Annotated in this window: 23 protein-coding genes and 4 pseudogenes; 19 read left to right on the top strand and 8 right to left on the bottom strand. The window is 51.2% G+C overall.

Features of this window, described 5'->3' with window-relative positions; translation table 11 throughout:
* From INT33_RS15080 to INT33_RS15135, 12 genes are all read left to right on the top strand, one after another.
* Positions 1–469: hypothetical protein (locus INT33_RS15080; protein WP_226916982.1), on the top strand; the 469-nt coding region annotated here is incomplete at its 5' end.
* Between the two features lie 142 nt (positions 470–611).
* A complete protein-coding gene (locus INT33_RS15085) occupies positions 612–1511 on the top strand; it encodes a DsbA family protein (RefSeq protein ID WP_193054912.1) in 900 nt (299 codons plus the stop codon).
* Between the two features lie 2 nt (positions 1512–1513).
* On the top strand, positions 1514–1747 hold the full coding sequence (locus INT33_RS15090) for a hypothetical protein (protein ID WP_192539303.1): 234 nt from the start codon (positions 1514–1516) through the stop codon (positions 1745–1747).
* A 59-nt stretch (positions 1748–1806) separates the two neighbouring features.
* Positions 1807–2427, top strand: a complete 621-nt coding sequence (locus INT33_RS15095) for a hypothetical protein (protein ID WP_192539304.1) — start codon at positions 1807–1809, stop codon at positions 2425–2427.
* A 317-nt stretch (positions 2428–2744) separates the two neighbouring features.
* A complete protein-coding gene (locus tag INT33_RS15100) occupies positions 2745–3455 on the top strand; it encodes a M48 family metalloprotease (protein WP_193067736.1) in 711 nt (236 codons plus the stop codon).
* Between the two features lie 356 nt (positions 3456–3811).
* Entirely contained in the window at positions 3812–4441 is a 630-nt protein-coding gene (parA, locus tag INT33_RS15105; protein ID WP_192539306.1) for a ParA family partition ATPase, read from the top strand.
* Between the two features lie 82 nt (positions 4442–4523).
* Positions 4524–4751 (top strand): plasmid partition protein ParG, encoded by a 228-nt coding sequence (locus INT33_RS15110; protein ID WP_192539307.1) that lies wholly within the window; start codon positions 4524–4526, stop codon positions 4749–4751.
* Between the two features lie 84 nt (positions 4752–4835).
* Positions 4836–5597 (top strand): Fic family protein, encoded by a 762-nt coding sequence (locus tag INT33_RS15115; RefSeq protein ID WP_193054913.1) that lies wholly within the window; start codon positions 4836–4838, stop codon positions 5595–5597.
* 55 nt (positions 5598–5652) lie between these two features.
* Entirely contained in the window at positions 5653–6681 is a 1029-nt protein-coding gene (locus INT33_RS15120) for an endonuclease/exonuclease/phosphatase family protein (protein ID WP_193059642.1), read from the top strand.
* A 663-nt stretch (positions 6682–7344) separates the two neighbouring features.
* Complete coding sequence (locus tag INT33_RS15125; protein WP_193059641.1) at positions 7345–8622, top strand: hypothetical protein; 1278 nt, start codon at positions 7345–7347, stop codon at positions 8620–8622.
* Positions 8623–8634: 12 nt separating this feature from the next.
* Positions 8635–8871: a hypothetical protein gene (locus INT33_RS15130; RefSeq protein ID WP_193059640.1), complete on the top strand. Its 237-nt coding sequence runs from the start codon at positions 8635–8637 to the stop codon at positions 8869–8871.
* A 65-nt stretch (positions 8872–8936) separates the two neighbouring features.
* Positions 8937–9951 (top strand): IS630 family transposase gene (locus tag INT33_RS15135; protein ID WP_193092300.1). Its coding sequence is split into 2 segments (ribosomal slippage): positions 8937–9323 and positions 9325–9951, totalling 1014 coding nucleotides; the frame shifts between segments, so codons are not numbered across the junction.
* Positions 9952–9991: 40 nt separating this feature from the next.
* Here the strand turns inward: INT33_RS15135 and INT33_RS15140 are convergent.
* The 3 genes and pseudogenes from INT33_RS15140 to INT33_RS15150 all read right to left on the bottom strand — a co-directional run.
* Positions 9992–10247, bottom strand: a pseudogene (locus tag INT33_RS15140) (transposase); the annotation flags it as partial.
* A 258-nt stretch (positions 10248–10505) separates the two neighbouring features.
* Positions 10506–11645, bottom strand: coding sequence for a DUF4214 domain-containing protein (locus INT33_RS15145; RefSeq protein ID WP_193086011.1), 1140 nt, complete (start codon positions 11643–11645; stop codon positions 10506–10508).
* Between the two features lie 181 nt (positions 11646–11826).
* Positions 11827–12877 (bottom strand): annotated as a pseudogene (locus INT33_RS15150) (IS630 family transposase).
* A gap of 82 nt (positions 12878–12959) precedes the next feature.
* Here INT33_RS15150 and INT33_RS15155 point away from each other — a divergent pair.
* The 4 genes and pseudogenes from INT33_RS15155 to INT33_RS15170 form a co-directional block, all read left to right on the top strand.
* Positions 12960–13352: pseudogene (locus INT33_RS15155) on the top strand (TIR domain-containing protein); the annotation flags it as partial.
* A 112-nt stretch (positions 13353–13464) separates the two neighbouring features.
* Positions 13465–14049: a hypothetical protein gene (locus INT33_RS15160; protein WP_193061741.1), complete on the top strand. Its 585-nt coding sequence runs from the start codon at positions 13465–13467 to the stop codon at positions 14047–14049.
* Positions 14050–14274: 225 nt separating this feature from the next.
* Positions 14275–15231, top strand: coding sequence for a hypothetical protein (locus INT33_RS15165; RefSeq protein WP_193068174.1), 957 nt, complete (start codon positions 14275–14277; stop codon positions 15229–15231).
* Positions 15231–16007: pseudogene (locus INT33_RS15170) on the top strand (ADP-ribosylglycohydrolase family protein); the annotation flags it as partial. The gene INT33_RS15165 and the pseudogene INT33_RS15170, both read left to right, overlap by 1 nt.
* A gap of 10 nt (positions 16008–16017) precedes the next feature.
* On the opposite strand, the gene INT33_RS21195 reads toward INT33_RS15170, so the two are convergent.
* The 5 genes from INT33_RS21195 to INT33_RS15190 form a co-directional block, all read right to left on the bottom strand.
* Positions 16018–16683 (bottom strand): hypothetical protein, encoded by a 666-nt coding sequence (locus INT33_RS21195; RefSeq protein WP_226940223.1) that lies wholly within the window; start codon positions 16681–16683, stop codon positions 16018–16020.
* Between the two features lie 188 nt (positions 16684–16871).
* Entirely contained in the window at positions 16872–17108 is a 237-nt protein-coding gene (locus INT33_RS15175) for a hypothetical protein (RefSeq protein WP_193085157.1), read from the bottom strand.
* On the bottom strand, positions 17105–17350 hold the full coding sequence (locus INT33_RS15180; protein ID WP_193092301.1) for a hypothetical protein: 246 nt from the start codon (positions 17348–17350) through the stop codon (positions 17105–17107). The genes INT33_RS15175 and INT33_RS15180 overlap by 4 nt, the downstream gene beginning before the upstream one ends.
* 247 nt (positions 17351–17597) lie before the next feature.
* On the bottom strand, positions 17598–18020 hold the full coding sequence (locus INT33_RS15185) for a phage protein NinX family protein (RefSeq protein ID WP_193085155.1): 423 nt from the start codon (positions 18018–18020) through the stop codon (positions 17598–17600).
* Positions 18021–18035: 15 nt separating this feature from the next.
* Positions 18036–18338 carry a hypothetical protein gene (locus INT33_RS15190; RefSeq protein WP_193085154.1) on the bottom strand — a complete coding sequence of 101 codons (303 nt, stop codon included), beginning with the start codon at positions 18336–18338 and terminating at the stop codon, positions 18036–18038.
* 199 nt (positions 18339–18537) lie between these two features.
* On the opposite strand from INT33_RS15190, the gene INT33_RS15195 reads away from it, so the two are divergent.
* From INT33_RS15195 to INT33_RS15205, 3 genes are all read left to right on the top strand, one after another.
* The gene (locus tag INT33_RS15195) at positions 18538–19224 is read left to right on the top strand and encodes a DNA-binding protein (RefSeq protein WP_193085153.1); all 687 of its coding nucleotides are present in this window, start codon (positions 18538–18540) and stop codon (positions 19222–19224) included.
* A gap of 91 nt (positions 19225–19315) precedes the next feature.
* On the top strand, positions 19316–19762 hold the full coding sequence (locus INT33_RS15200; protein WP_193085152.1) for a hypothetical protein: 447 nt from the start codon (positions 19316–19318) through the stop codon (positions 19760–19762).
* Between the two features lie 11 nt (positions 19763–19773).
* Entirely contained in the window at positions 19774–20415 is a 642-nt protein-coding gene (locus INT33_RS15205) for an RES family NAD+ phosphorylase (protein WP_193068186.1), read from the top strand.
* Positions 20416–20435: the final 20 nt, after the last annotated feature.

Raw genomic sequence — 20435 nt, forward strand, 5'->3', positions numbered from 1 at the left:
AACCGAGTCGCTCTGCGAGCGACGCGCTATCCCTCCCGGCACTAGAAGTACCGGGTATCCCGCGCAAAATCTGATGAGCCGTCAAAACCGTTCTTTGCGCTGTTCACTGAAAGCTATGTCACTTCTACCTCACCGTCTGGTGCGTGCATACCTTGTTGACGACACGCCACATGGGAAGTATCGCCAGGCTGTTTCGGTACAGGGCATTGTGTCTCTTTCCCCGATCATCGGCCTTTTTGTTTTCTTTTTCTGGCGGGCATTTGCGGGTGTCGGTATCGAATGGATCATGCCGTCGATTCTTGCTCTGGCAGTTGGCGGGGTCTTTATGGCCATCTCTACGGCTGGAAGATATGTCAGGAAGGGAGGGATGCGGCGTTTCATTGGCTTGCAGCTATACGCCCTTTTCTGTTGGCTCCTGACGGCCTCTGTCGTGTTTTCTACCCCCTACCTGCTACCTTGGGCCGCCTGATGCCTTCAGGCTCTCACAAAGGCTTACAGCCCCCTTTTTGGGGGTTTTTTGTTTTTGCCTAGAAATCCGGTGTTCCGCTGGCCTGTCTGATCATTTCCTGCGCGTACTCTGCCAAGGTACTTTTCATTCCAGAGGAATACTCATGTCAAAAGCTACATCTTCGGCCACAGGCGACCGTCGCACGATGCACCTTGCGCTTGGCGGTATTATCGGCAGCGGATTGCTGGCAACACTTGCATTCGGTTTGCTGCTGAACGCCCAGACTGAAACGGCTGATCAACTCCAACAGACCAATGCGAAACTGTCTGACCTTGCCGATGCCATCAACACTTCCTCTGGACAGCAAACGCGTAACACTGACCTGGTGGCCGCCGTTGATCAGGTGATGCAGCAGCGAGCGCAGGCCGAGCAAGAGGCACAGCGCCAGGCATTGTTAGAGGGGTATGACAATGCCCCTACCGATTTGGAAGACGATACGCCCTGGACATACGGGGATGCTGACGCTCGCTTCACGCTGTACACCTATTCCGATCCCAACTGCCCGTACTGCCGTCAGTTTCACAATACTCCCAAGCAACTTGTTGATAGCAGTCAGGGCGTGATGAAGGCTCAGTACCATCACATGACGATCATGGATGCCAACTCGACCACCCAAGCATTGGCGAGTGAGTGTGCAGGCCGTCTCGGTGATAATCAGCATTTCTGGGCGCTTAACGACTATATCTACGAGAATCATCAGGTGCGCGAAGCGGGTTTGCTCGATGTAGCTGAAACGATGGGTTTTGATCGTTCAGCGTTTCGTCAGTGTATGCAAAGCAGCGATGTACAACGCCATGTGGCTGTTCTTGGGCGTGAAGCACAATCAGAAGGTGTTACGGGTACGCCGACATCGTTTTTGATCGACAACGAAACGGGAGAGGAAGTCCGTTTGTCTGGGGCGCAGCCGCCAGGAGCCATCATTTCGGCATTAAGGGGCATGATCGAGCAGGAGAGTGCGGAGGCAGGAACAGCCAACGGCCAACCCGCTGAACAGGAAGGTTAATTATGCTCCCCATTTCCCCGATTGCGATTGCCATTGGTGTCGCCCTCTTTCTGGCCAGAACGAACCTGGCAGGCTTGATAGGCGGTGCAGTGCTGGGGATGGCATTGATGCACCTTTGGCCGGAATACTTTATGCCCGTTTATACCTGGGTCGGCGGCTTGTTGGATTCGCTGGGCATTGGGGACTGGCTGGACGCGTCCAATCAGTCTGCTCCCGTGACGCCCGATGCCGAGTAAAACGCCCCATTCACCTAATGACTGACGCCCTTTTGAGGGCGTTTTTTTTGGAGCGGAACATGCTTCCATATCTAGCATTGCCAGCGATGGCACTTGGGCTCGCGCTGACAATTCCGCCAGCCCTGGGAACGGCGAAAACAGTTATCTCCTCCGGCGATACTGTGTCGGATTCGACAAACCACCACAACGTCCAGATCGTCGTGAGCCACGACTGTCAGCGTGCCTGGTGTCCCGATATTAGGGATCGTTTACAGATAGAGGTACAAGCAGCTCATTATCGGCCAGACCGACACCTTGCAACGATCACAGTTGAACCGCTAGAACGACATGGACGTTTTGCCGAGCCCCGACGACGACTCGATGTTTTGACAGCGGGCGGTCAAGGGAATATGCCGCCAGGCGCGCCAGCACCCTGGGTCAATGCCGAGCTTTTGTCGGGTGCCTCATCAGTGAAACCTACAGAATCGACGCATCGTACCCCTTGGCGGACGTTACCAGACTGGATGCCCCCTTCATCGCTTTCACAATGGAAGTCGGCTAACTCGCAAACCTTGATAGACTCAGCAGACAAAAAAACACAAGGATGGCTTCCTAGATTAAATAACGCTGTTGAGCATTATATAAACCCTTTGGTTGAAAAAGTGCGTTATGTCATTAGTAAAGAAGGCGATGGCTCATGACATCGTTCTGCAAATGTTCTTATCTTCGGTCTTTACAAGGCATAGCGAATTTTTTATGGGCTTTTTTGCACAACACAGCTTTTTTAGCTGGCTTTATTTTATTGAGTATTTTTAGTGCTTTTTTACCTTTAATAATTCTTTGGGCTGTTTATAGCGTTTTTGCACATATTTCTTCTTGGTTGTTCGCCGCCGGTGTTCGTCCTGCATGGCCAGAGATTGACTGGGTGCCGCTATCCCAAAATACGTTGATTCATCTCGCCCTGGTGATCGCGTGGGGGCTGCTGTGTCTTTTGGTTTGGAATGGGGCGAAGCAAGCGATGAGACACCGCAAACGACAGTTGCAGCGTTTGGCCAAGGGGAGATTGGTTAAGGTATCGGCAGACCATCCTATCGCGCTCTATACACAACGTCTGTGCAAGCAACATCGTATCCGATGCCCACACCTTTGGGCCGCCGAGAATGCCTATGTGGTTGCTTTTGTCGTTGCGCCGCCAATAAGAAAATCTCACTTGGTACTGTCAGCGGGTGTTTTGCAGTTGCCGTCGGACATATTGCGCTGGGTGATCGCTCACGAAGTCGGCCATCTGGTTCATGGGGATGCCCGCCATGTGTTTGCCTGGCAGCGCTTTCTGGACAGCGTGCTTGCTTGGCAGCGCCTACGCTTGAAGGTCGTGAAATGGCTTGTTCGGCTATGTTACTGGATACCGCTAGTAGGCCATCCTCTTTGCCGCTTGTTGGTTGGTTTTGAGCGTCTATTCCAAAATTTGGATAAAGCTGGCAGACAGCTCGGTGGTGCAGCTTACGAGGCGTTGACACTTTGGGCGTCACGGCGTAGTGAATTTCGCGCTGACGCCTTTGCAGCGTCACAGGAAGGTGCAGAGCCAGGCATCGCGCTGTTCAGATCGCTGGCAGCGGCTTCCACGTTTGAGCCTTTGCAGCGGCCTATCTGTCTTCGCACACATCCGACGCACCACGAGCGTGTGAAGGCGCTTAAACGTTTTAACTTAAAACCTCATAACCTCAATTAAGTATTTGTGGTCATGAGGCAAAGCGCTTATGTGTATAAGCTCATAGACTCATACGCTCAATTCATCACAATTTCAGCACCAATAAGACTCCTGAGACCTGATTGGGAGGCCGTCAGCACGATATCCTTGCTACTCCCTATCGCATTGACATATATACTAGCGATAGCAAGCTGATCGTTCACCTTCCATGCGCGTTGAGCTGGTGTATATACGCAAACTCCCCATACCCCCTTCCTTTAAACGTAATGACTCATAACCTCATAACCTCATTCTTTTATTTGAGTTTATGACCATTTGATAAAATCCCCATTTCTTCATAAGCTCAGATAAGGTTCCTACACGATGGCGGAGATACAATGCACGTTATTGCGGTTTTAAATCAGAAAGGCGGTTCGGGTAAGACGACGATTGCAACGCACCTGGCTACTGCGCTGATGATGGCAGGACATGATGTACTGTTGGTTGATTCAGACCCCCAAGGCAGCGCCCGTGATTGGGCAGCGGTTCGTGAGGATCAGCCGGTGCCGGTAGTCGGCATTGACCGTCCAACCATAGGGCGTGATTTGAAAAACCTGGCTCGCAAAGAATTTGTGGTGATTGATGGCGCGCCACAGGCAGCCGATCTGGCAGCGTCTGCCATTAAGGCAGCAGATTTTGTGCTGATTCCGGCACAACCAAGCCCGTACGATATTTGGGCGACAGCTGATCTTGTCGAGTTGGTGAAGCAGCGTATTGAGATCACTGACGGCAAGATGCAAGCGGCGTTTGTTGTCTCCAGGGCGATCAAGGGGACGCGGATAGGGTCGGAAGTCACCAATGCACTTAACGAATATGAGTTGCCGGTGCTTGAGAGTCGGGTTACTCAGCGGGTTATCTACCCCACGACGGCCGCAACAGGTACAACGGTCTTCGACCAAGACCCTGACGGCCCCGCATCTATTGAAATCAACGCATTGATGAACGAGCTGAAAGCAAAGCTCATTTGAGGTTTTGGGGCTTTGATCAATTGAGTTTTTACGTTAATGCGGCAATAATGATTTGAAGTTATGATTTTTTGAGGTTGTTGAGATGACCAAAGGTGTACTTAGTGCTGGACGCCCAAGCGCGAAAGCAGACAAGCGAAAAGAAGCGACGTTAGCGAGCCTGGCAGACAGACCGGCCAAAAAACGGGTCAACATTGATCTGACGTATGAAGAACATCAGCGGTTGAAGATATACGCGGCTCAGAATGGCATGACCATCAAGGATATCCTGCGTGAACAAATTGATAAGTTGATCGACGGCGATCAAGCGTGAAAGTGTTTTTATTCATTGCATCAAAACCTCATTTGAAGAAAAGCCCATCGGGTTTTTTGAGGTTGACTGATCAGGAGAGGGCGGATGTCTGACAGGTTCTCACGACTTGATCGGCTTAAAGAGCAGCTGGATCAGTATCGACCGCTGCCTCATGCCGTTGTCCGCAACCTACATGAATCGCTGGTTTTGCAATGGACTTACCATAGCAACGCCATCGAAGGGAATACGCTCACGCTCAAGGAAACCAAGGTCGCTCTTGAAGGTATTACGGTGGGTGGAAAAACCCTGCGAGAGCACTTTGAGGTTATTAACCATCGAGAAGCGATTTGGATGGTTGAAGACTGGGTTAAGCAGCGTGAGCCTCTATCCGAATGGTTGATCAAATCGCTGCACCAGCTGGTACTCAAAAACGTCGACGATCAGAATGCCGGAGCGTATCGCCAGGTCAATGTCATGATATCAGGTGCCGAGCACCGGCCACCTGAAGCCTACAGGGTTCCTCAGGCGATGAGCGATTTTCTTCATTGGTATCATCAAGAGGCTGGCACTTTGCACCCCATTGAGCGAGCTGCCCGTTTGCATGGTGAGTTCGTCAAGGTTCACCCTTTCGTTGATGGGAATGGGCGGACATCGCGGCTTCTGATGAATTTCGAGCTGATGAAAGCAGGGTTCCCTGCCGCTCTGATCAAGGTAGAGCAGCGGTTGGCTTACTACGAAGCACTGGATACTGCCCATTGCACCGGCAACTACGATCTTTTTGTCGACTTGCTTTGTGACAGCGTGGAAAACAGCTTTGAGCCTTACTGGTGGGCGCTGGGCATTAATAGACAGCCGGACAGCAAATGAGGTTTTGATGATAGTATCAAACAAGGTTTTGAGGTTATCCGCTTTTGGTGCCTTGATGATTTCATCATTGTCTGTCCATGCTGACGTTGCCATCGCAACCTGGAACATTAACCACTTGGGCTGGAACAACGACAAGGACTTAGCGATTTTAGGTGAGATAGGTAACAGTTTCGATTTGCTCGCAGTGCAAGAGGTCATGAGCGAAGATGGCGCTGAAAATTTGCATCTGTCGTTGGAGCAAGCATCAGGTGAACCTTGGGGATACGTGATGAGTCACCTGATCGGGCGCAGTAGCTATAAAGAGGCGTATGCGTTCTTCTGGCGAGAATCAGAGGTGTCAGCATCGGGTGGGGACGCTGTGTTTTTCGACGGTGCGGACGTCTTTGCACGGGAGCCGTATTCAGCGCTGTTTACTGATCGAGATACCAGTGAGACATTTGCCATTGCCAACGTGCATATTCTATATGGCGATAGTGTTCGTGACCGGCTGCCTGAGATTGAGGGGTTGGCTGATTACTGGCAGTGGTTAGGTGAAGAAGCCTATCCTGGTGTGCCTCGCATACTGGCAGGGGACTTCAACCTCGACAGCGAGCACCTTGGCTTTGACACGCTTGAACTTTTGGGTGTTGAAGCGGCATACGAGGATGGCAGAGGCACAACGATCAGCACGACAGAGGACAGGTATCCGAATCACTACGATCACATGTTCCTGCAGGAAGGCACGTCTTTGTCAGTAACCGACCAAGGTATTCTGAGATTCCCTGAGCGCTGGGGAATCAATCATGAAGTTGCCCGTGATGCGATCTCTGATCATGTGCCTGTATGGATTGCCTTGAACGGCGCGTCTTTGCGCTTACCCGATGATGCGACAGTCGTGGCATCTTCCAAGACAAATACCTGCATTGATATCAATTCAGCGCCAGCGGATGAATTAAACGATCTGCCCCATGTCGGCGAGAGCAGGGCAACAGCGATTGTTGATGGTCGGCCTTGGTCGTCACTTGATACGCTTGTTGCCGTCAGTGGCTTGAGCGATGGCCGCGTAGAGGACATTTCTTCTTCAGGGTTGGCCTGCGATCTCTAAAGGATATATGGAAAGGATAAAAGGACAAAAGGGAAGAAGGAGGCTCAAAAATATCTATTTCAGACAGTTGTTTAGCGATCAAAGCTGTCCACTCCGTACATAGAAACCTGTTCACTCCATACATAGAAACCTGTCCGAGTCGTACATAGAAACCTGTCTGCTCCGTACATAGAAAGGGGGCTCTGGCCTTACTGCCCTGGGCAATCCGTACAGAGCGTACATAGAAAACCTGTTCACTGCGTACATAGAAACGTGTACAGACCGTACATACAAAACCCTGAAATACCTCAAACCCGTCCAGAGCGTACATAGAATGGCAGCTTTTTTTCACTGGGTTATCCCCAAAATCTGTGGATAACTCAGAAGATTTACAGATCGTACATAGAAACGTGTACAGATCGTACATAGAACCCGATGGTTTGCTCTGGAGGCTCCAATCAGAAAGAGGCTATGTCCACGCGAGAGGCTTCACGCTGCAGAATGTGTACAGATCGTACATAGAATATACAGGTGTTCTCACGTTAGAAACCTGTACAGAGGGTACATAGAAGCAGGGTGCGACAAAAAAAGTGCAGAATGTGTACAGAGCGTACATAGAAGGAGCGGCTTCGCTTCGCTACACTCAGTTCCATAAAGCCGTACTCACCGAATCAGAGAAAGGACATGGCACAGCATCCTCGCACGGACTGGGAGAAGGTCACTAGCGACCTGCGCAGATCAAAAACAAGCAAAGCCGATCAATCGGACTCACCGCCGACGAACCTGTCACTCGATCTTGATTCGATCATGCCGGAAAGTGGGCAGGCTGAAGACGTTGCCAATGTACCGGCACTCAAGCTGGCCGAGCCGGATGTTCTGCCTGACGCAGCACTGACGCCTGAAGGGCAGTCTCTTCGTGATTTCCAGTCGACGCTGACAAACACGCCGGAAGAACGCGCCAATGCGTCCAACCTGATGCAGTTTTGGGAGCGCATACCCCGTTACAATTGCAGCGATATCCAAGGGATCAATAACAGCCCTGACGCGAAGGAAATGGGGATCGTCAACTATTCGTTTGAAGACAGCGGCGAGCATTACACCCTTGAGATGACACCGGCACAAATTCGGACAGAAGCCAACGGCGTTCAGCAGACCATCTTTTGCTACCCCGATAATACCGATGAGCTTGTGGAGCTGGCGCTGGTCAAGCTGGCAATGAATAACGGCGATATCCTTCAACCGGCGGACATATCCCATAAACCTGCGAAGGGCAATGCCGCATTGCCGAGTTACGGGGTGCATTTCACGATTAACCAGCTGATGCAACAGCTCAAGCATTGGGGGAGGGGGCGTAGCTACCCAGCCCTGATGCGTTCTTTGGAAGTATTGAACAAGTGCAATCTGTCTGTTCGCTCGACCTCGAAAGGGGGAATCAATGCGCGAGGGGCGATTCTGCCTGAGCTTGTGTCATTTGAGCAGAATGGGTTTGATGCTCATGATCGAAACGGTTTCTGGACGGCAAGGTTTCACCCCATTATCAGCCTGGGTATTCATGCGGGCCTGTATCAGCAGTACAACGTGTTTCGTGTTGCACAAGTCAAAACGCATGTCGGTCATGCCATCATCAAGTTGTTGTTGCTCAACGGCCGTAACATCTCTGAGCAGACACCTTACTCGCTCAAACTGTCGTCCTTACAGGAGACGACAGGGCTTCTGAATTACAAGAGCCCGTATCATGCGCGCCGCAAGTTCCGTGAGCATATACAAAGGATCGAGGCAGAGGGGCTGCTTTCGCACGTTGAGTTTGTCGAGAAGAAGCGAGGCAAGCGCGTCATTGATGTGGAAGCGCGTATGTTTGCTTCAGCGTCTCTAGTCCGAGAGATGAAGGCGTCACACAAGCGCTCGAATATCATCGGTGAGCGTCGTTACGTTCGAGCCGCCATCCAGAAAACGAAGGGTTAAGGAGTAGCCGTGATGCAAGATGAGCCGAACCTGGTCGATAGCCCGCTCAATGAAACAGTGGAAGCGGAAGGCCATGCATTCACGGTGAGCATCTACCGTTTGGAAGCAGAGACAACCTGGACTCTGGAAGTGGTTAATGAGGCAGGTACATCTTTTGTGTGGGACAAGACGTTTGAGACTGACGCTCAAGCGCTAAGTGAAGCAAAGCAGAGCCTCAAGGATGAAGGCGTAGAGGCTTTTTTGGGTTGAAGGTAAGTGCCTAACTGAAAGTTTTCGTGCATAATGTACGTAGGATAACTGACACGGACGGAACCATGGCAAGGCGCTTCGTTGCACCTCTCACTGAGTCTGAGCAGCAGACGCTGTCCTCCGCCTATCACCATGGTGAGAAGCGCGCCCTACGTCGACGTGCGCATGCCGTCTTGCTGAGTGGTCAGGGTCATACCATCGCTCAGATCTGTGAGATATTGCAGGTCCGCCGCGATGCCGTATCTCGATGGCTCAAACAGTGGGAGGTAGCAGGGCTTGATGGGCTGATCGACAAGCCGCGCAGTGGCCGCACGCCGGCCTTGGATGACGACGACCACCATCGGCTGCAGGAACTTGTCGCCGAACAGCCCCACCAGCTCCGCTCCTTGCATGCCCGCTTTCAGGAAGAGACGGGGAAAAACATCAGCATGGTGACGCTCCGCAGGGCGCTGAAAAAAAAATAGGCTCAGCTTCAAGCGTATTCGGCATTCGCTGAAGGCACGGCGCGACGAAACGGATTTCCGCAACACTCAGGGCCTCCTCAAGGTGCTTCAGGAGCGGGAAGACCTGGGTGAGCACGAGCTCTATTACTTCGATGAGTCGGGCTTTTCGCAGTCGTCACCGGTTCCATACGCGTGGAGTCCCATTGGGCAGCCCTTTGAGATGACCGCCTACTCTCGTAGCCGAAGACTAAACGTATTAGGGTTCCTCAGCCGTGCAGGGAAGCTTGTCTACCATACCACGACGGAATCAGTGACGGCCGAGACGGTCATCGAAGCCTTCGACACGTTTGTGACTCAGAAAGACCCTGACACGTTCGCCGTTGTGGTGCTCGATAATGCCAGTATGCATCGCTCCATGGCCTTCAGGAGAAAAATAGTAGAATGGATGTCGCATCGTGTGCATTTGATCTACCTATCAGCTTACTCGCCAGAGCTGAATCTAATTGAGATTTTATGGAAGCAGATGAAGTACGCATGGTTGCCGTTAAGCGCCTATCTTTCGTTTGACCGCCTCTGCAATGAGGTTCATCGCCTACTCGGCGGCTATGGAGTTTTGCACGCGATTAATTTTGAATAGGCACTTACTGGAGCCCTTGCGTACCTGCAAGCACCTCATTTTCATGGTCGTTAAGATCTTGATAGCCAGCGGCGATTCCAAACACGCGCTGACGGACCAAGGTGCCGAACTTGTGGCGAATTTTATCTGGTGCCAGAAGATAATGAAGTATCGATGCCAAGCGACGTGTAAGTCGACATTGCTTGTCGTCTTCCCGTAGCAAAAGTAACCCTGCATCGGAGGTGATGTGACCTCAACAAGCCAGCTTCAATTTGGTGCCGTGAGAGTAGCGAGAAGGTCAATTTTTCAGGCATTATTTTGGAAGTAACTTTTGATCTTGGTTTTGATGCAAGATCTTGAAAATTTAAAATTGCCAATCGTTTTCTTTTATACGCCATGAAAAATTTAAGTTAGGGTTTATCTGACAAGTTGTCTTCGTGATGAGTTCCTATCGCTTTCATAATGTGGACTGTCTGCCAACGAAATCTCTGAATAGGGTTGGCAGACAGTTTTGAAAAGCATAGTCAGAAACGTATCCAGAAACGTGTTTCCAGTTTAAACTTCATGCTGAAGTATCAGAAGATAGTAGCATCCTGATTGTTCTGGCCGATGAGCACCAAGTCAACATGCTCATCTGAAAGTGCAAACGCCTCCAGAATATCGTCACGATCCTCGTCACTCGCCAACTGGTTCAACCAATATTCCTTGCCTTCAGCATCACTGGGGCGACCCAGAGTATTGTTGTACAGCGCCTCAATAAAATCACTGTTATTGAGGTTGCTGCCATAACGGTTGATGAACTCGTCAGAGGCCATGAAAATCTCAGCGATATCATCCAGGTCCAGATCATCTTCTCCTTTCATCTGGTTGCTCCAATAAGTCAGACCAGCTTGGTCTGGAGCACGATCGAACGCAGCGCTGTACATAAGGGTGAGTTGATCATCAATGCTTAACCCGCTCTCAGAAGCGTCATCAAAATCATCGCCACGATTGAGGCTGTCACCATCATTGCTGGTTATGTTCTGCTGAGTAGAAGGCGGGCGGTCATCATCCAGCACCAGCGCGATATGTTCATCTGAAAGCGCAAACGCCTCCAGAATGTCGTCACGATCCTCATCGGTCGCCAATTGGTTCAACCAATATTCCTTGCCTTCAGCATCACTAGGTCGACCCAGGGTATTGTTGTACAGCGCCTCAATAAAATCACTGTTATTGAGGTTGCTGCCATAACGGTTGATGAACTCATCAGAGGCCATGAAAATCTCAGCGATATCATCCAGGTCCAGATCGTCTTCGCCCCGCATCTGGTTACTCCAGTAAGTCAGACCAGCTTGGTCTGGAGCACGATCGAACGCAGCGCTATACAAAAGTGTCACTTGCTGGTCATAGGTAAGCCGGTCCTCGTTAAAATCAATCCGATCATCCCAGTCACTCTGAATATCCAATCCATCGATGTTATTCATGTCATTTGAGTCATTCCGACGATTCCAGTCATTAAGTTCACCGTCAAAAATTTCAAAATACACGCCGTCGCCACGATCTTCATAAATCGTTATATCATCATCGTTCCACTCGGTTTTGACGATACGGTTGCCCTGAACGCTGTAACGATCGTCGTTATCAATGGCCTCATTTTCCCAGCGGCCATCGTCCCATTCCCGAATAGCTAAAACATGCCCATCGGTAATATCAAACTGGTAACGGTTGTCAGACATAAACTATCCCCTGTTAGAGATCACATGACACAAGATTGATTGGTCAGAAATTGCTGTTAACGGTTCTAATTCCCGTCGCTTGAAGCCATAGCAATAGTCCTTGATGCAAGCAGCACGATCTACATCCTCTAACTGAGTGGCTCATGTGCCAAGATATGACTCGAAACGTTCATGTAAGTGCCTATTCAAAATTAATCGCGTGCAAAACTCCATAGCCGCCGAGTAGGCGATGAACCTCATTGCAGAGGCGGTCAAACGAAAGATAGGCGCTTAACGGCAACCATGCGTACTTCATCTGCTTCCATAAAATCTCAATTAGATTCAGCTCTGGCGAGTAAGCTGATAGGTAGATCAAATGCACACGATGCGACATCCATTCTACTATTTTTCTCCTGGATGCGACATCCATTCTACTATTTTTCTCCTGAAGGCCATGGAGCGATGCATACTGGCATTATCGAGCACCACAACGGCGAACGTGTCAGGGTCTTTCTGAGTCACAAACGTGTCGAAGGCTTCGATGACCGTCTCGGCCGTCACTGATTCCGTCGTGGTATGGTAGACAAGCTTCCCTGCACGGCTGAGGAACCCTAATACGTTTAGTCTTCGGCTACGAGAGTAGGCGGTCACTTCGCAGGGTTGACCGACAGGGCTCCACGCGTATGGCACTGACGACGATTGTGAAAAGCCTGACTCATCAAAATAGTAAAGCTCGTGCTCGCCTTCGTCTTCCTGCTGCTGAAGCGCCTTAAGGAGGCCCTGAGTATTGCGGAAATCCCTTTCGTTACGCCGTGCCTTCAGTGAATGACGAATGCGCTTGAAGCTGAGATCATTTTTTTTTTCAACGCCCGGCGAAGGGTCACCGTGCTAACTGTCTTGCCAGTCTCTTCCTGAAACCGAGCCTGTAAGGATCGAATCTGATGAGGCTGCTCAACAACCATTTCTTTCAATCGCTGGTTGTCGTGCTCGTCCAGAATAGGTGTCCGACCACTGCGGGGCTTATCGGCGAGCCCGTCAAGCCCCAACGTTTCCCATTGTTTGAGCCATCGAGAGACGGCATCGCGGCGAACCTGCAGAATGTCACTGATCTGGTTGATGGTATGGCCCTGACCACTCAGCAGGATGGCATTCGCACGTCGACGTAAAGCCCGCTTCTCGCTTTGGTGATAGGCCTTGGTTAGTGCCTGCTGCTCAGACTTTGTGAGAGGATCAACAAAGCGACGCCTTGCCATAGGTTTATCCGTATCAGTGATTTTAAAATCGATGTTACACGGAAATTTGTGATCAGGCACTTACAAGTATGTTTGGAAGGTCAATCAAATACGTAGCATCCCTAATGTAACCGGAACTGCAGCAGCGGGATTCCAAGACGCCTCTTTGTGGGAGGAGGCAAAGAAAAAAGGTGACAAAGAAATTAAAAAAATGATCGACGAGGCGCTCGTACGCACCTCAGTGACTGTCGTCTTTGTTACTTATGGTACTAAAGACCGTAAATATATTGATTATGAAATAGAGCAATCTTTAGCTAGGGGGAATGGCCTCGTAGCTGTACAAATTCATCACTTGAAAGATAAAGATGGCAATACTGGTTCTCCAGGAGCGATACCGAGTCAGGTCGAAAAAAATGGCTTTAAGGCATATAAGTATACAAATTCAGAAGATCTTTCTAAGTGGATAGAAGAAGCAGCAAAGCTTGCCGGAAAGTAAGTTATAACGATCACATGCACTCGGGCAGCAATAAGCGCCGCTCCTTCGACGCTCTGTTTATTGCTGCCGGTCATATGAGGCATTAGGCGAATTGTTGACTTAGGGGAGTCGTATGTCGATTCAAAAAGAAAGACAGTCAGAGCGTCAAACGAAGGTATTAGGCAGAATTTGTAGCTTTACCGCCTCAAACGATGATCTTTTCTCAGTGCTCGTGCCATTATCATTCTTACTTCTTGTTGTGCTGGCTTTATTAGGGAAAGCTGCAGAGATGGCCGTTGTGGCGGGCTTCTCTGCTGTTTGCATGGCGTTTCTGAGGTTGGAAAATTTTTCTGAGTTCAGCGGCGTAGGCTTTTCCGCAAAGCTTCGCGATGTGGCTAAAAAGGTCGAGGCAATGGCAGTTAGAGAAACTGAAGTCGATGCTGACGATGTCTCTGACGCTCAATTTGGGAAAATCGCCACGATTCAGGTTTCTGCTCAAGAGCGAGAGGCATTGCAAGCGATCGAAGACAGTCCTTTCACTTTCAGAACGGCGACCGGTCTTGCTCAGAATTTAGAGCTTTCCGTATCTGCCGTGCGACAGCTCATGGCTGGCTTGGAAGAAAAGGGTTTAGCATCCCAAATTGTCACATCACGCCGATCAATTGCATGGAATATTACCGCTCAAGGTCGTAACTACCTTTTGAGCATGGCCAAGTGAAGAGATTGCCTAACAATCGCAGGCACAGCTACGGCTTTTCCATTGCGGCTGCGCCTTCATTACAAAGTTGCACGTACTGCGGGCGTTAAAGCGCTATATCAACGGCTCCTAAAAGACCGCTCCTGGCCGAAACCAGCCTTTCCAGTTTCTGATGTAGCGGGACTGTGCAACGTGCAGGCTTTTGCGGCAAAGTATGGGGCAGCTGTAGATTGCAAGGAGATGCGGATGTCCGCCGCCAGTACCTATCGTCATTATCCCAGTTTCACACGTCGTTTCACCCGCTCCATCCTGAAGCAGGTAGGGTTGCCCAAGAAGCATGAAAAGGAAGTGTTTCTTGATCTGGTAGAAGACCCCAGAACCATGACCAGTATCAACGGTGAGGCACTTGTGCTCGAATACTGGCATGAGCGTCAGGGGCGAATCATCGTGCCGGAACCCTCGCTTTCGGCCTGGTTACAGCAGGTGTCTTTGAGCAAGGTGCAAGGTGATTCGTTTGCCTGGCCATATGAGTTCAGTACGATTTCTCTGCCGACTGCCCAGCTGTTTGAAGGCTATACCATTGAAGGCGTGATGGTGAGCTGGATGCAGGCGTCCTCTCTTCAACAGCGGTATGATGATTTTCTCCGCCAGTATGGTTCTTCTTTCCAGATGGAAGTGCCTGCCTCTCAGCCGGAGCAGTGGTTAACTATCAGTATTCATAATCCGCTGGAGCCTCAGTCGACCCTTAATCCTTCCCTTTTACGGGCAGCTTTTACGCCGGAACAGCTGACGGATTTTATCAACCGGGAAGCCATGAAGACCGTTGGGCTATCCGGTATGTCTATGAACGCCGATGAGCAACGCATCCTGAATGCCGTGATTCGCTATGTGGTCTCGCTGGGTATGTATTTGTCTGCCTACCCGGAGTCTCTTAACAGTGGCGTGCCATCGTATATGAAAAATAAGCACCCCAGTGGCAAGGGCGGTATGCCCTTTGCGCAGGTGGAGTACGACAGACATGATCGCGAACTGGTGGCCGCCATGGTGTCACCCCATTCCGTTTCACCTTACTGGCGGCAGCTGCGCGATGAACGTTTTTACCGAGGCAAATGGAAAAGTCATCGTCGTGGAAGCCGTTATGTGCTGGTCAGTGGCTATGAAGTAGGTAGCGATAAAACGGTTGCCGTAGAGAGAGCACAATAGTGAATATTTCACCGGATCCATCTCGGTGGACAGGATGCCTGTTGGGTCTGGCCGTAGGTGATGCTCTGGGAGCACCGTTGGAGTTTCATTCTCGCGACCGGCTTAAACCGATCACCGGTATGATTGAAGGTGGCAAGTTTCGGATGCGCCAAGGGGAGTGGACGGATGATACAGCCATGGCACTATGTCTGGCGGATAGTCTGATTGCTTGTGATGGCTTTGATGCAGCAGATCAGATGGCACGCTATTGGCGTTGGGCTGAGGAGGGGGAAAACTCAACCCGTCCACGTGCCTTTGGAATCGGTAAGACGGTTGCGGGTGCACTGGCAAGATATCAACAGTCTGGCTCCCCCTGGTGTGGAAGTGAGTCTTCAGCATCTTCCGGTAATGGTTCCCTTATGCGCCTGGCCCCGATTCCAATGCGTTACGCAGGATCAGTAATGCTGGGTGAGTATGCTGAGCTCAGCTCGCAAACTACGCATGCCTCTTCACTTTGCGTCAGTGCCAGCAGGCTGATGTCTCAGCTGATAAGCAATGCGCTTCTGGGGGCCACCGATAAAACAGCTTGGTTAATGTCAGTGCCTTCCGAGGTACATGCACCCTCACTTATCAATGCATTGGCAGAGGGTGAATATCGCGTTAAAGAGCGAGTCGATATTTTTGGCAGCGGATATGTCGTTGAGAGCCTGGAAGCTGCTCTATGGTGCCTGTGGCAAACTGAGTCATTTGAGGATGCGGTTCTAATGGCAGCGAATCTGGGTGACGATGCCGATACGACAGCGGCTATTACTGGTCAGCTGGCGGGTGCATTTTACGGTGTGGCTTCCATTCCTGATGCCTGGTTGGAAGTATTGCATCAAAAGCAGCGAATACAAGGTACTGCGCAACAGCTTTACAAGGCTTACTGCTTTGATGCTTCTTTGGCAGTTCCCAACAAACTATATCGAGATCGGCAAAGCCCTCACCTGAGAACGAAACAATGGGGTGTATGACATCACCAGCACTGTTGTAGTCGTAGCTGAAGGCAGCATTAAAAGGGCTGCCACTGAAGTCTGCACCGGTTTTTTGCTCTAGCTCCCGCAGGAGTTGCGCATAAATGACCTCAACACCACGAAGCGACAAGCTAGCGGCATGGGGAATCCGGCTATCCTTAAAGCCTTCCTCAGCACTAAAACCTACAGAGTCCACAGTGAACATGGTCGTACCGTCTACCATTTTGAACGCAACATCCTCAACGGTGACCGTATTATCAAAAAGACTATTACTAATCGATCCATAGGTGACGCGCACATTGCCTTCGCTCGATGACTCAACCAAGTTAACCAGATCACTTACACCTGCTCTGGCCCTTTTATCCGCCTCATCCATGGCTATTTTGCCGACAAAGCCAGCAATCGAAATAGCCATACCTACAATCACAACCCCGAAACTGACAGCAAGCTTTGACGCCATTACTACTACCTTTTGAATAATTTAATTGTTGAACCAAGACGATCAACGCCACAGCGTCCGAGCCGAACACTGTGACAAGAGATCAAGAACCGCCAAAACCATAGGCAGCAAGGATTTCAGGCCCACCAAAAACCAATGAGACGCCCGCTACCAAAACAGCCAGCCAAAAAATAAGGTTGGAATTCACGTTAATTACCCCCTGACTCGGACAAGCTCCAGTAACCTCTGTAGGCCACGCCTTGCTCTGGATCGCCCGACATGTGTATGTTATCGGCAAGCACCCCCTCTCGGAAGCCCTCTATGGCCTGAGGGCCAATAACCTCAAGCGCTCTCTCGGCCAATGCTTCTTTATGATGATCCAGCACACCGCCCGACGCAGACTCTACACCTTCCGGCCACCACTCGTATGTGATCACCCCTTTCATTTACGCCCCTCCTGCTCTGGATGCTGGGCACTGTGACGCTGGAGATCTTCCAGAGTCAGGGTGCTGACGAAACGCTTGATACGGAAGCTCTCGGCTGGCCAAGGCTCACCCTCAATCATCTGATCACTAGGCTTGAGCCAACGAAGTAGTTGCTCGGCGCTATGGAACTGGTGACCTGTTTGATACCCCAACTCCGGCGACAGGCGGATGCCACGATAGCGCAGCCGCTGATGATGATGCATGCTCTCCAGTAGAGTGATTAGAGGGCTCTGGGGTCGAACCGTACGTGGCAGTTGCCCTGTCACCTGGTGTCGGATGAACGCTTGTGGTCGGCGTATCAGGTATCGCATTTGTTTGGGGTGCATAGATGATCTCCTCACGTTTTCGAAACCACCAACATCGCATTGGGCAGGGCAACTGCAAGGGCTGTCGTTGCCAGCCCGCCAAGAAACCCATACACGCTGCAGCAACCCACACTTTACCCGCGTCTTAATCCGACACCGACAAAAACGCAGGAACCGCAAGGCTCTCACCCAGCTTGACTGCAACGTAACAACGCATGGCAGCGATAAGCACAGTTTCTCCGCACCCACGAAAAGAAATGCTCTCCGTTGACCGTGAAAGAACACAAACGCCCCCTGCATCAGTCTGCAACGAAAACTGGTGCTGGCCACACTCTCGCAGCGCATCAATGATCGGCCCTCCTTCAGACCACTTAGTTGAAGGGGAATACTCCCGACCTATTAAGCCGTACCGCTTCAAGCCGCGACCGCTTTCTTCCCATATCCAGTACCCGGACTCACTGCCCGACCCAAACCCCATAGGGTCGCGCCTGATGACTAACCCCTCTGCCTTGGCGACAGCCCAATCAAGCGCTTCCCCCTGCAAATCCGATACGCTCACGCTTTGCATAACACCCTTCCTCGCTCAGTCACACATGTCTTCACTGTCAAACCACAAAACCTCTTCTATGCCGGTCTCCCACGCCTTCTCTGTCACGATGAAGCCAATGACATTCACATGATGGAAGCCTGCAAGTGCATACAAGGAATCACCCTCGTCACCTTCAGCAATCGACCAGACATTCGAGACGCCACCGCCACGCTTTTCCGCAAGCGCCAAGGCTTCATCAAATGTCTGCATCATCACGTCAGCTTCGCGCTCTAGCTCAACAGGCTTGTACTCATCCATGAAGGCATTTTCTGCAATAGTGTCTGGGATTACTGGCATAACCGACTCCGTTACGGTCGTTGTTTGAGCTCCCTAAATGTCGCATGACTTATCGCAACTACAAGTGCCGCAGGATTACTTGCCCGCCAAAAACGACTCGAAGTTGAAGCGGGACACTGAACAGAAAAATTAGTTTGTTAGTTTGTTAGTTTGTTAGTGCGCAACTAGAATGCTTGAAACACCAACCGGAGCGGCAGGAATGCGACCACCAGAGATCGAGAATGAGCAAATCATCAACGCTGGGCAGCAGTTACAGGAAGACGGCAGGAAGGTCACAGGGTTTGCGTTAAGAAAAATCGTTGGCGGCGGCAACCCAAGCCGTTTGGCGAGGGTCTGGGAAGACCACCGACGATCTCAGGAAGTAGTGGCGAGCGAGCCCGCGCAAGAACTCCCAGTGGAAGTAGAGGAAGCGCTCAACGAAATGACAGGTATCTTTCTGGAGCAGGTCCGAGGACTGGCACAGAACCTGAACGCAAGGGCAGTCAAAACAGCCGAGCGGCGAGTCGCGGACGTTATGCGATCCGCAAAAGAGCAGCAGGAGAACGCTGAAGCCGAGCTGGTGGATGCCGCCACGACCGTTGAAGATCTGGAGGATCAGCTAGGCAACGTCCGGGCCGAGCTCAGCAAGGCTCAAGAGGAGTTGGTCACGCTCAGAAAGTCGGCGTCGAAAGCGGAGCGCGAGCTTGCTGTTGTCCGGGAGAAACTGTCCAAAGAGTACGAGCAGCGGGAAAGCGCCGAAGAGTCGCTGGCAGATATTCGCCGCCGAAACGATGATCTCAGCAACGATAAAACCGACCTCCGTAAAGAGCGCGATGAAATTAAAACTCGACTGGCAGCCGTTGAGACTCAGCGGGATAAGTTAATCGAACAGGTGTCAGGGCAATAGTGCTCAGTTGTTACCGGCGTGAGCATTGTTGCCTATATGGGATCGGACATCTATAATCAACTCACAAGCAAAAAGAGTAGTGGAGGAGATTATGCTTGCCCTACGAGAGCAGTATCCTGTCGACACAGCACCACCACAACACGATGGACCAACACTGACCAGTGCTCATGGAACCGCCGGGCTCCGCTGGCTATTCGACCGGCGTGAGCGTTGGGGCCTGACGATGGACGATCTGGGCACTCTTCTGGGAGGCGTCAGTCGTCGCACTTTGACTGGGTGGCAGGCAAAGGTGAACAACGGTGAAACCGTAGAAGTATCCCGGGATATGATGGACCGAATCAGCTTGCTTCTGGGCATCCATAAAGCACTTTCTCTTATTACACCGGCAGGGCATGAAAGCATGGCTAATGAGTGGTTCCAGAAACCCATAGATCTAATGGGGCTGCAGGGACGCTCAATCAAGCGTTACTTGCTGGAACAGGGCTCCATGGAAGCTCTGTACTATATTCGTCGTAATCTGGATGCCATGCGCGGTTAAGGGAGATTAAGTTGGAACACGTTAAACCGCTATGGAAGCACCACCGCGTCATACACAGCAAATACCCACCTATTGACTGCTTTGAAAGCCCGGACTCCATGATTCTTGCTGAACTGGAGTCCGCAACCAGTGATCGAGTTATTCACTGGCCGCGGTACGTCGACAACAAAGATTACCGGGCGGGGCCGGGGTGGGGCGCTGTTATGGCCTCATTCTGCTATCCGTCGGAAGGGCGCTTTAACACCCTATCAAGAGGTGCGTACTACGCTGGAGACAGTCTGGAAACGGCTCTGCACGAATGGATCTATCATTCCGGCAAGATCTGGCGAGGCTTTGGCGTCGGAGTCGACTACTCAGCAGTGGTGCGTTGCTACACCGGGCACGTAGCTGAACCACTGGTTGACCTTCGAGATCAACCCCAGTACATGCACGATACGAACTATGCGCCCGGCCAACAGGAAGCAGCTAACCTCATTAACGCAGATGAGTTCGGCATTCTGTATAGTTCGGTGCGCTCTCCGGGGGCGGAAGCGATCGCATTGCTGAGACCGCCAGCGACAAGCCCCGTTACGCAGGCGGGACACTACTCACTGCACTGGGACGGCGAGCAGTTCACGAAGTATGCCCAGCTTACAGAGTACCGTCCGCTTTAGAGCCAATGCCGTGCCAACCG

Source organism: Halomonas colorata, assembly GCF_014897985.1.
GTDB classification, from domain to species: domain Bacteria; phylum Pseudomonadota; class Gammaproteobacteria; order Pseudomonadales; family Halomonadaceae; genus Vreelandella; species Vreelandella colorata.

Excerpts from the sequence above, each read along its gene's own strand:
- INT33_RS15125 (WP_193059641.1), top strand. The coding sequence starts at position 7,345 with ATGGCACAGCATCCTCGCACGGACTGGGAGAAGGTCACTAGCGACCTG.
- INT33_RS15100 (WP_193067736.1), top strand. The coding sequence starts at position 2,745 with ATGAGACACCGCAAACGACAGTTGCAGCGTTTGGCCAAGGGGAGATTG.
- INT33_RS15185 (WP_193085155.1), bottom strand. The coding sequence starts at position 18,020 with ATGCAAAGCGTGAGCGTATCGGATTTGCAGGGGGAAGCGCTTGATTGG.
- INT33_RS15180 (WP_193092301.1), bottom strand. The coding sequence starts at position 17,350 with ATGCATCATCATCAGCGGCTGCGCTATCGTGGCATCCGCCTGTCGCCG.
- INT33_RS15160 (WP_193061741.1), top strand. The coding sequence starts at position 13,465 with ATGTCGATTCAAAAAGAAAGACAGTCAGAGCGTCAAACGAAGGTATTA.
- INT33_RS15085 (WP_193054912.1), top strand. The coding sequence starts at position 612 with ATGTCAAAAGCTACATCTTCGGCCACAGGCGACCGTCGCACGATGCAC.
- INT33_RS21195 (WP_226940223.1), bottom strand. The coding sequence starts at position 16,683 with ATGGCGTCAAAGCTTGCTGTCAGTTTCGGGGTTGTGATTGTAGGTATG.
- INT33_RS15200 (WP_193085152.1), top strand. The coding sequence starts at position 19,316 with ATGCTTGCCCTACGAGAGCAGTATCCTGTCGACACAGCACCACCACAA.
- INT33_RS15195 (WP_193085153.1), top strand. The coding sequence starts at position 18,538 with ATGCGACCACCAGAGATCGAGAATGAGCAAATCATCAACGCTGGGCAG.
- INT33_RS15120 (WP_193059642.1), top strand. The coding sequence starts at position 5,653 with ATGATTTCATCATTGTCTGTCCATGCTGACGTTGCCATCGCAACCTGG.
- parA (WP_192539306.1), top strand. The coding sequence starts at position 3,812 with ATGCACGTTATTGCGGTTTTAAATCAGAAAGGCGGTTCGGGTAAGACG.
- INT33_RS15190 (WP_193085154.1), bottom strand. The coding sequence starts at position 18,338 with ATGCCAGTAATCCCAGACACTATTGCAGAAAATGCCTTCATGGATGAG.
- INT33_RS15130 (WP_193059640.1), top strand. The coding sequence starts at position 8,635 with ATGCAAGATGAGCCGAACCTGGTCGATAGCCCGCTCAATGAAACAGTG.
- INT33_RS15165 (WP_193068174.1), top strand. The coding sequence starts at position 14,275 with ATGTCCGCCGCCAGTACCTATCGTCATTATCCCAGTTTCACACGTCGT.
- INT33_RS15145 (WP_193086011.1), bottom strand. The coding sequence starts at position 11,645 with ATGTCTGACAACCGTTACCAGTTTGATATTACCGATGGGCATGTTTTA.
- INT33_RS15095 (WP_192539304.1), top strand. The coding sequence starts at position 1,807 with ATGCTTCCATATCTAGCATTGCCAGCGATGGCACTTGGGCTCGCGCTG.
- INT33_RS15115 (WP_193054913.1), top strand. The coding sequence starts at position 4,836 with ATGTCTGACAGGTTCTCACGACTTGATCGGCTTAAAGAGCAGCTGGAT.
- INT33_RS15175 (WP_193085157.1), bottom strand. The coding sequence starts at position 17,108 with ATGAAAGGGGTGATCACATACGAGTGGTGGCCGGAAGGTGTAGAGTCT.
- INT33_RS15110 (WP_192539307.1), top strand. The coding sequence starts at position 4,524 with ATGACCAAAGGTGTACTTAGTGCTGGACGCCCAAGCGCGAAAGCAGAC.
- INT33_RS15090 (WP_192539303.1), top strand. The coding sequence starts at position 1,514 with ATGCTCCCCATTTCCCCGATTGCGATTGCCATTGGTGTCGCCCTCTTT.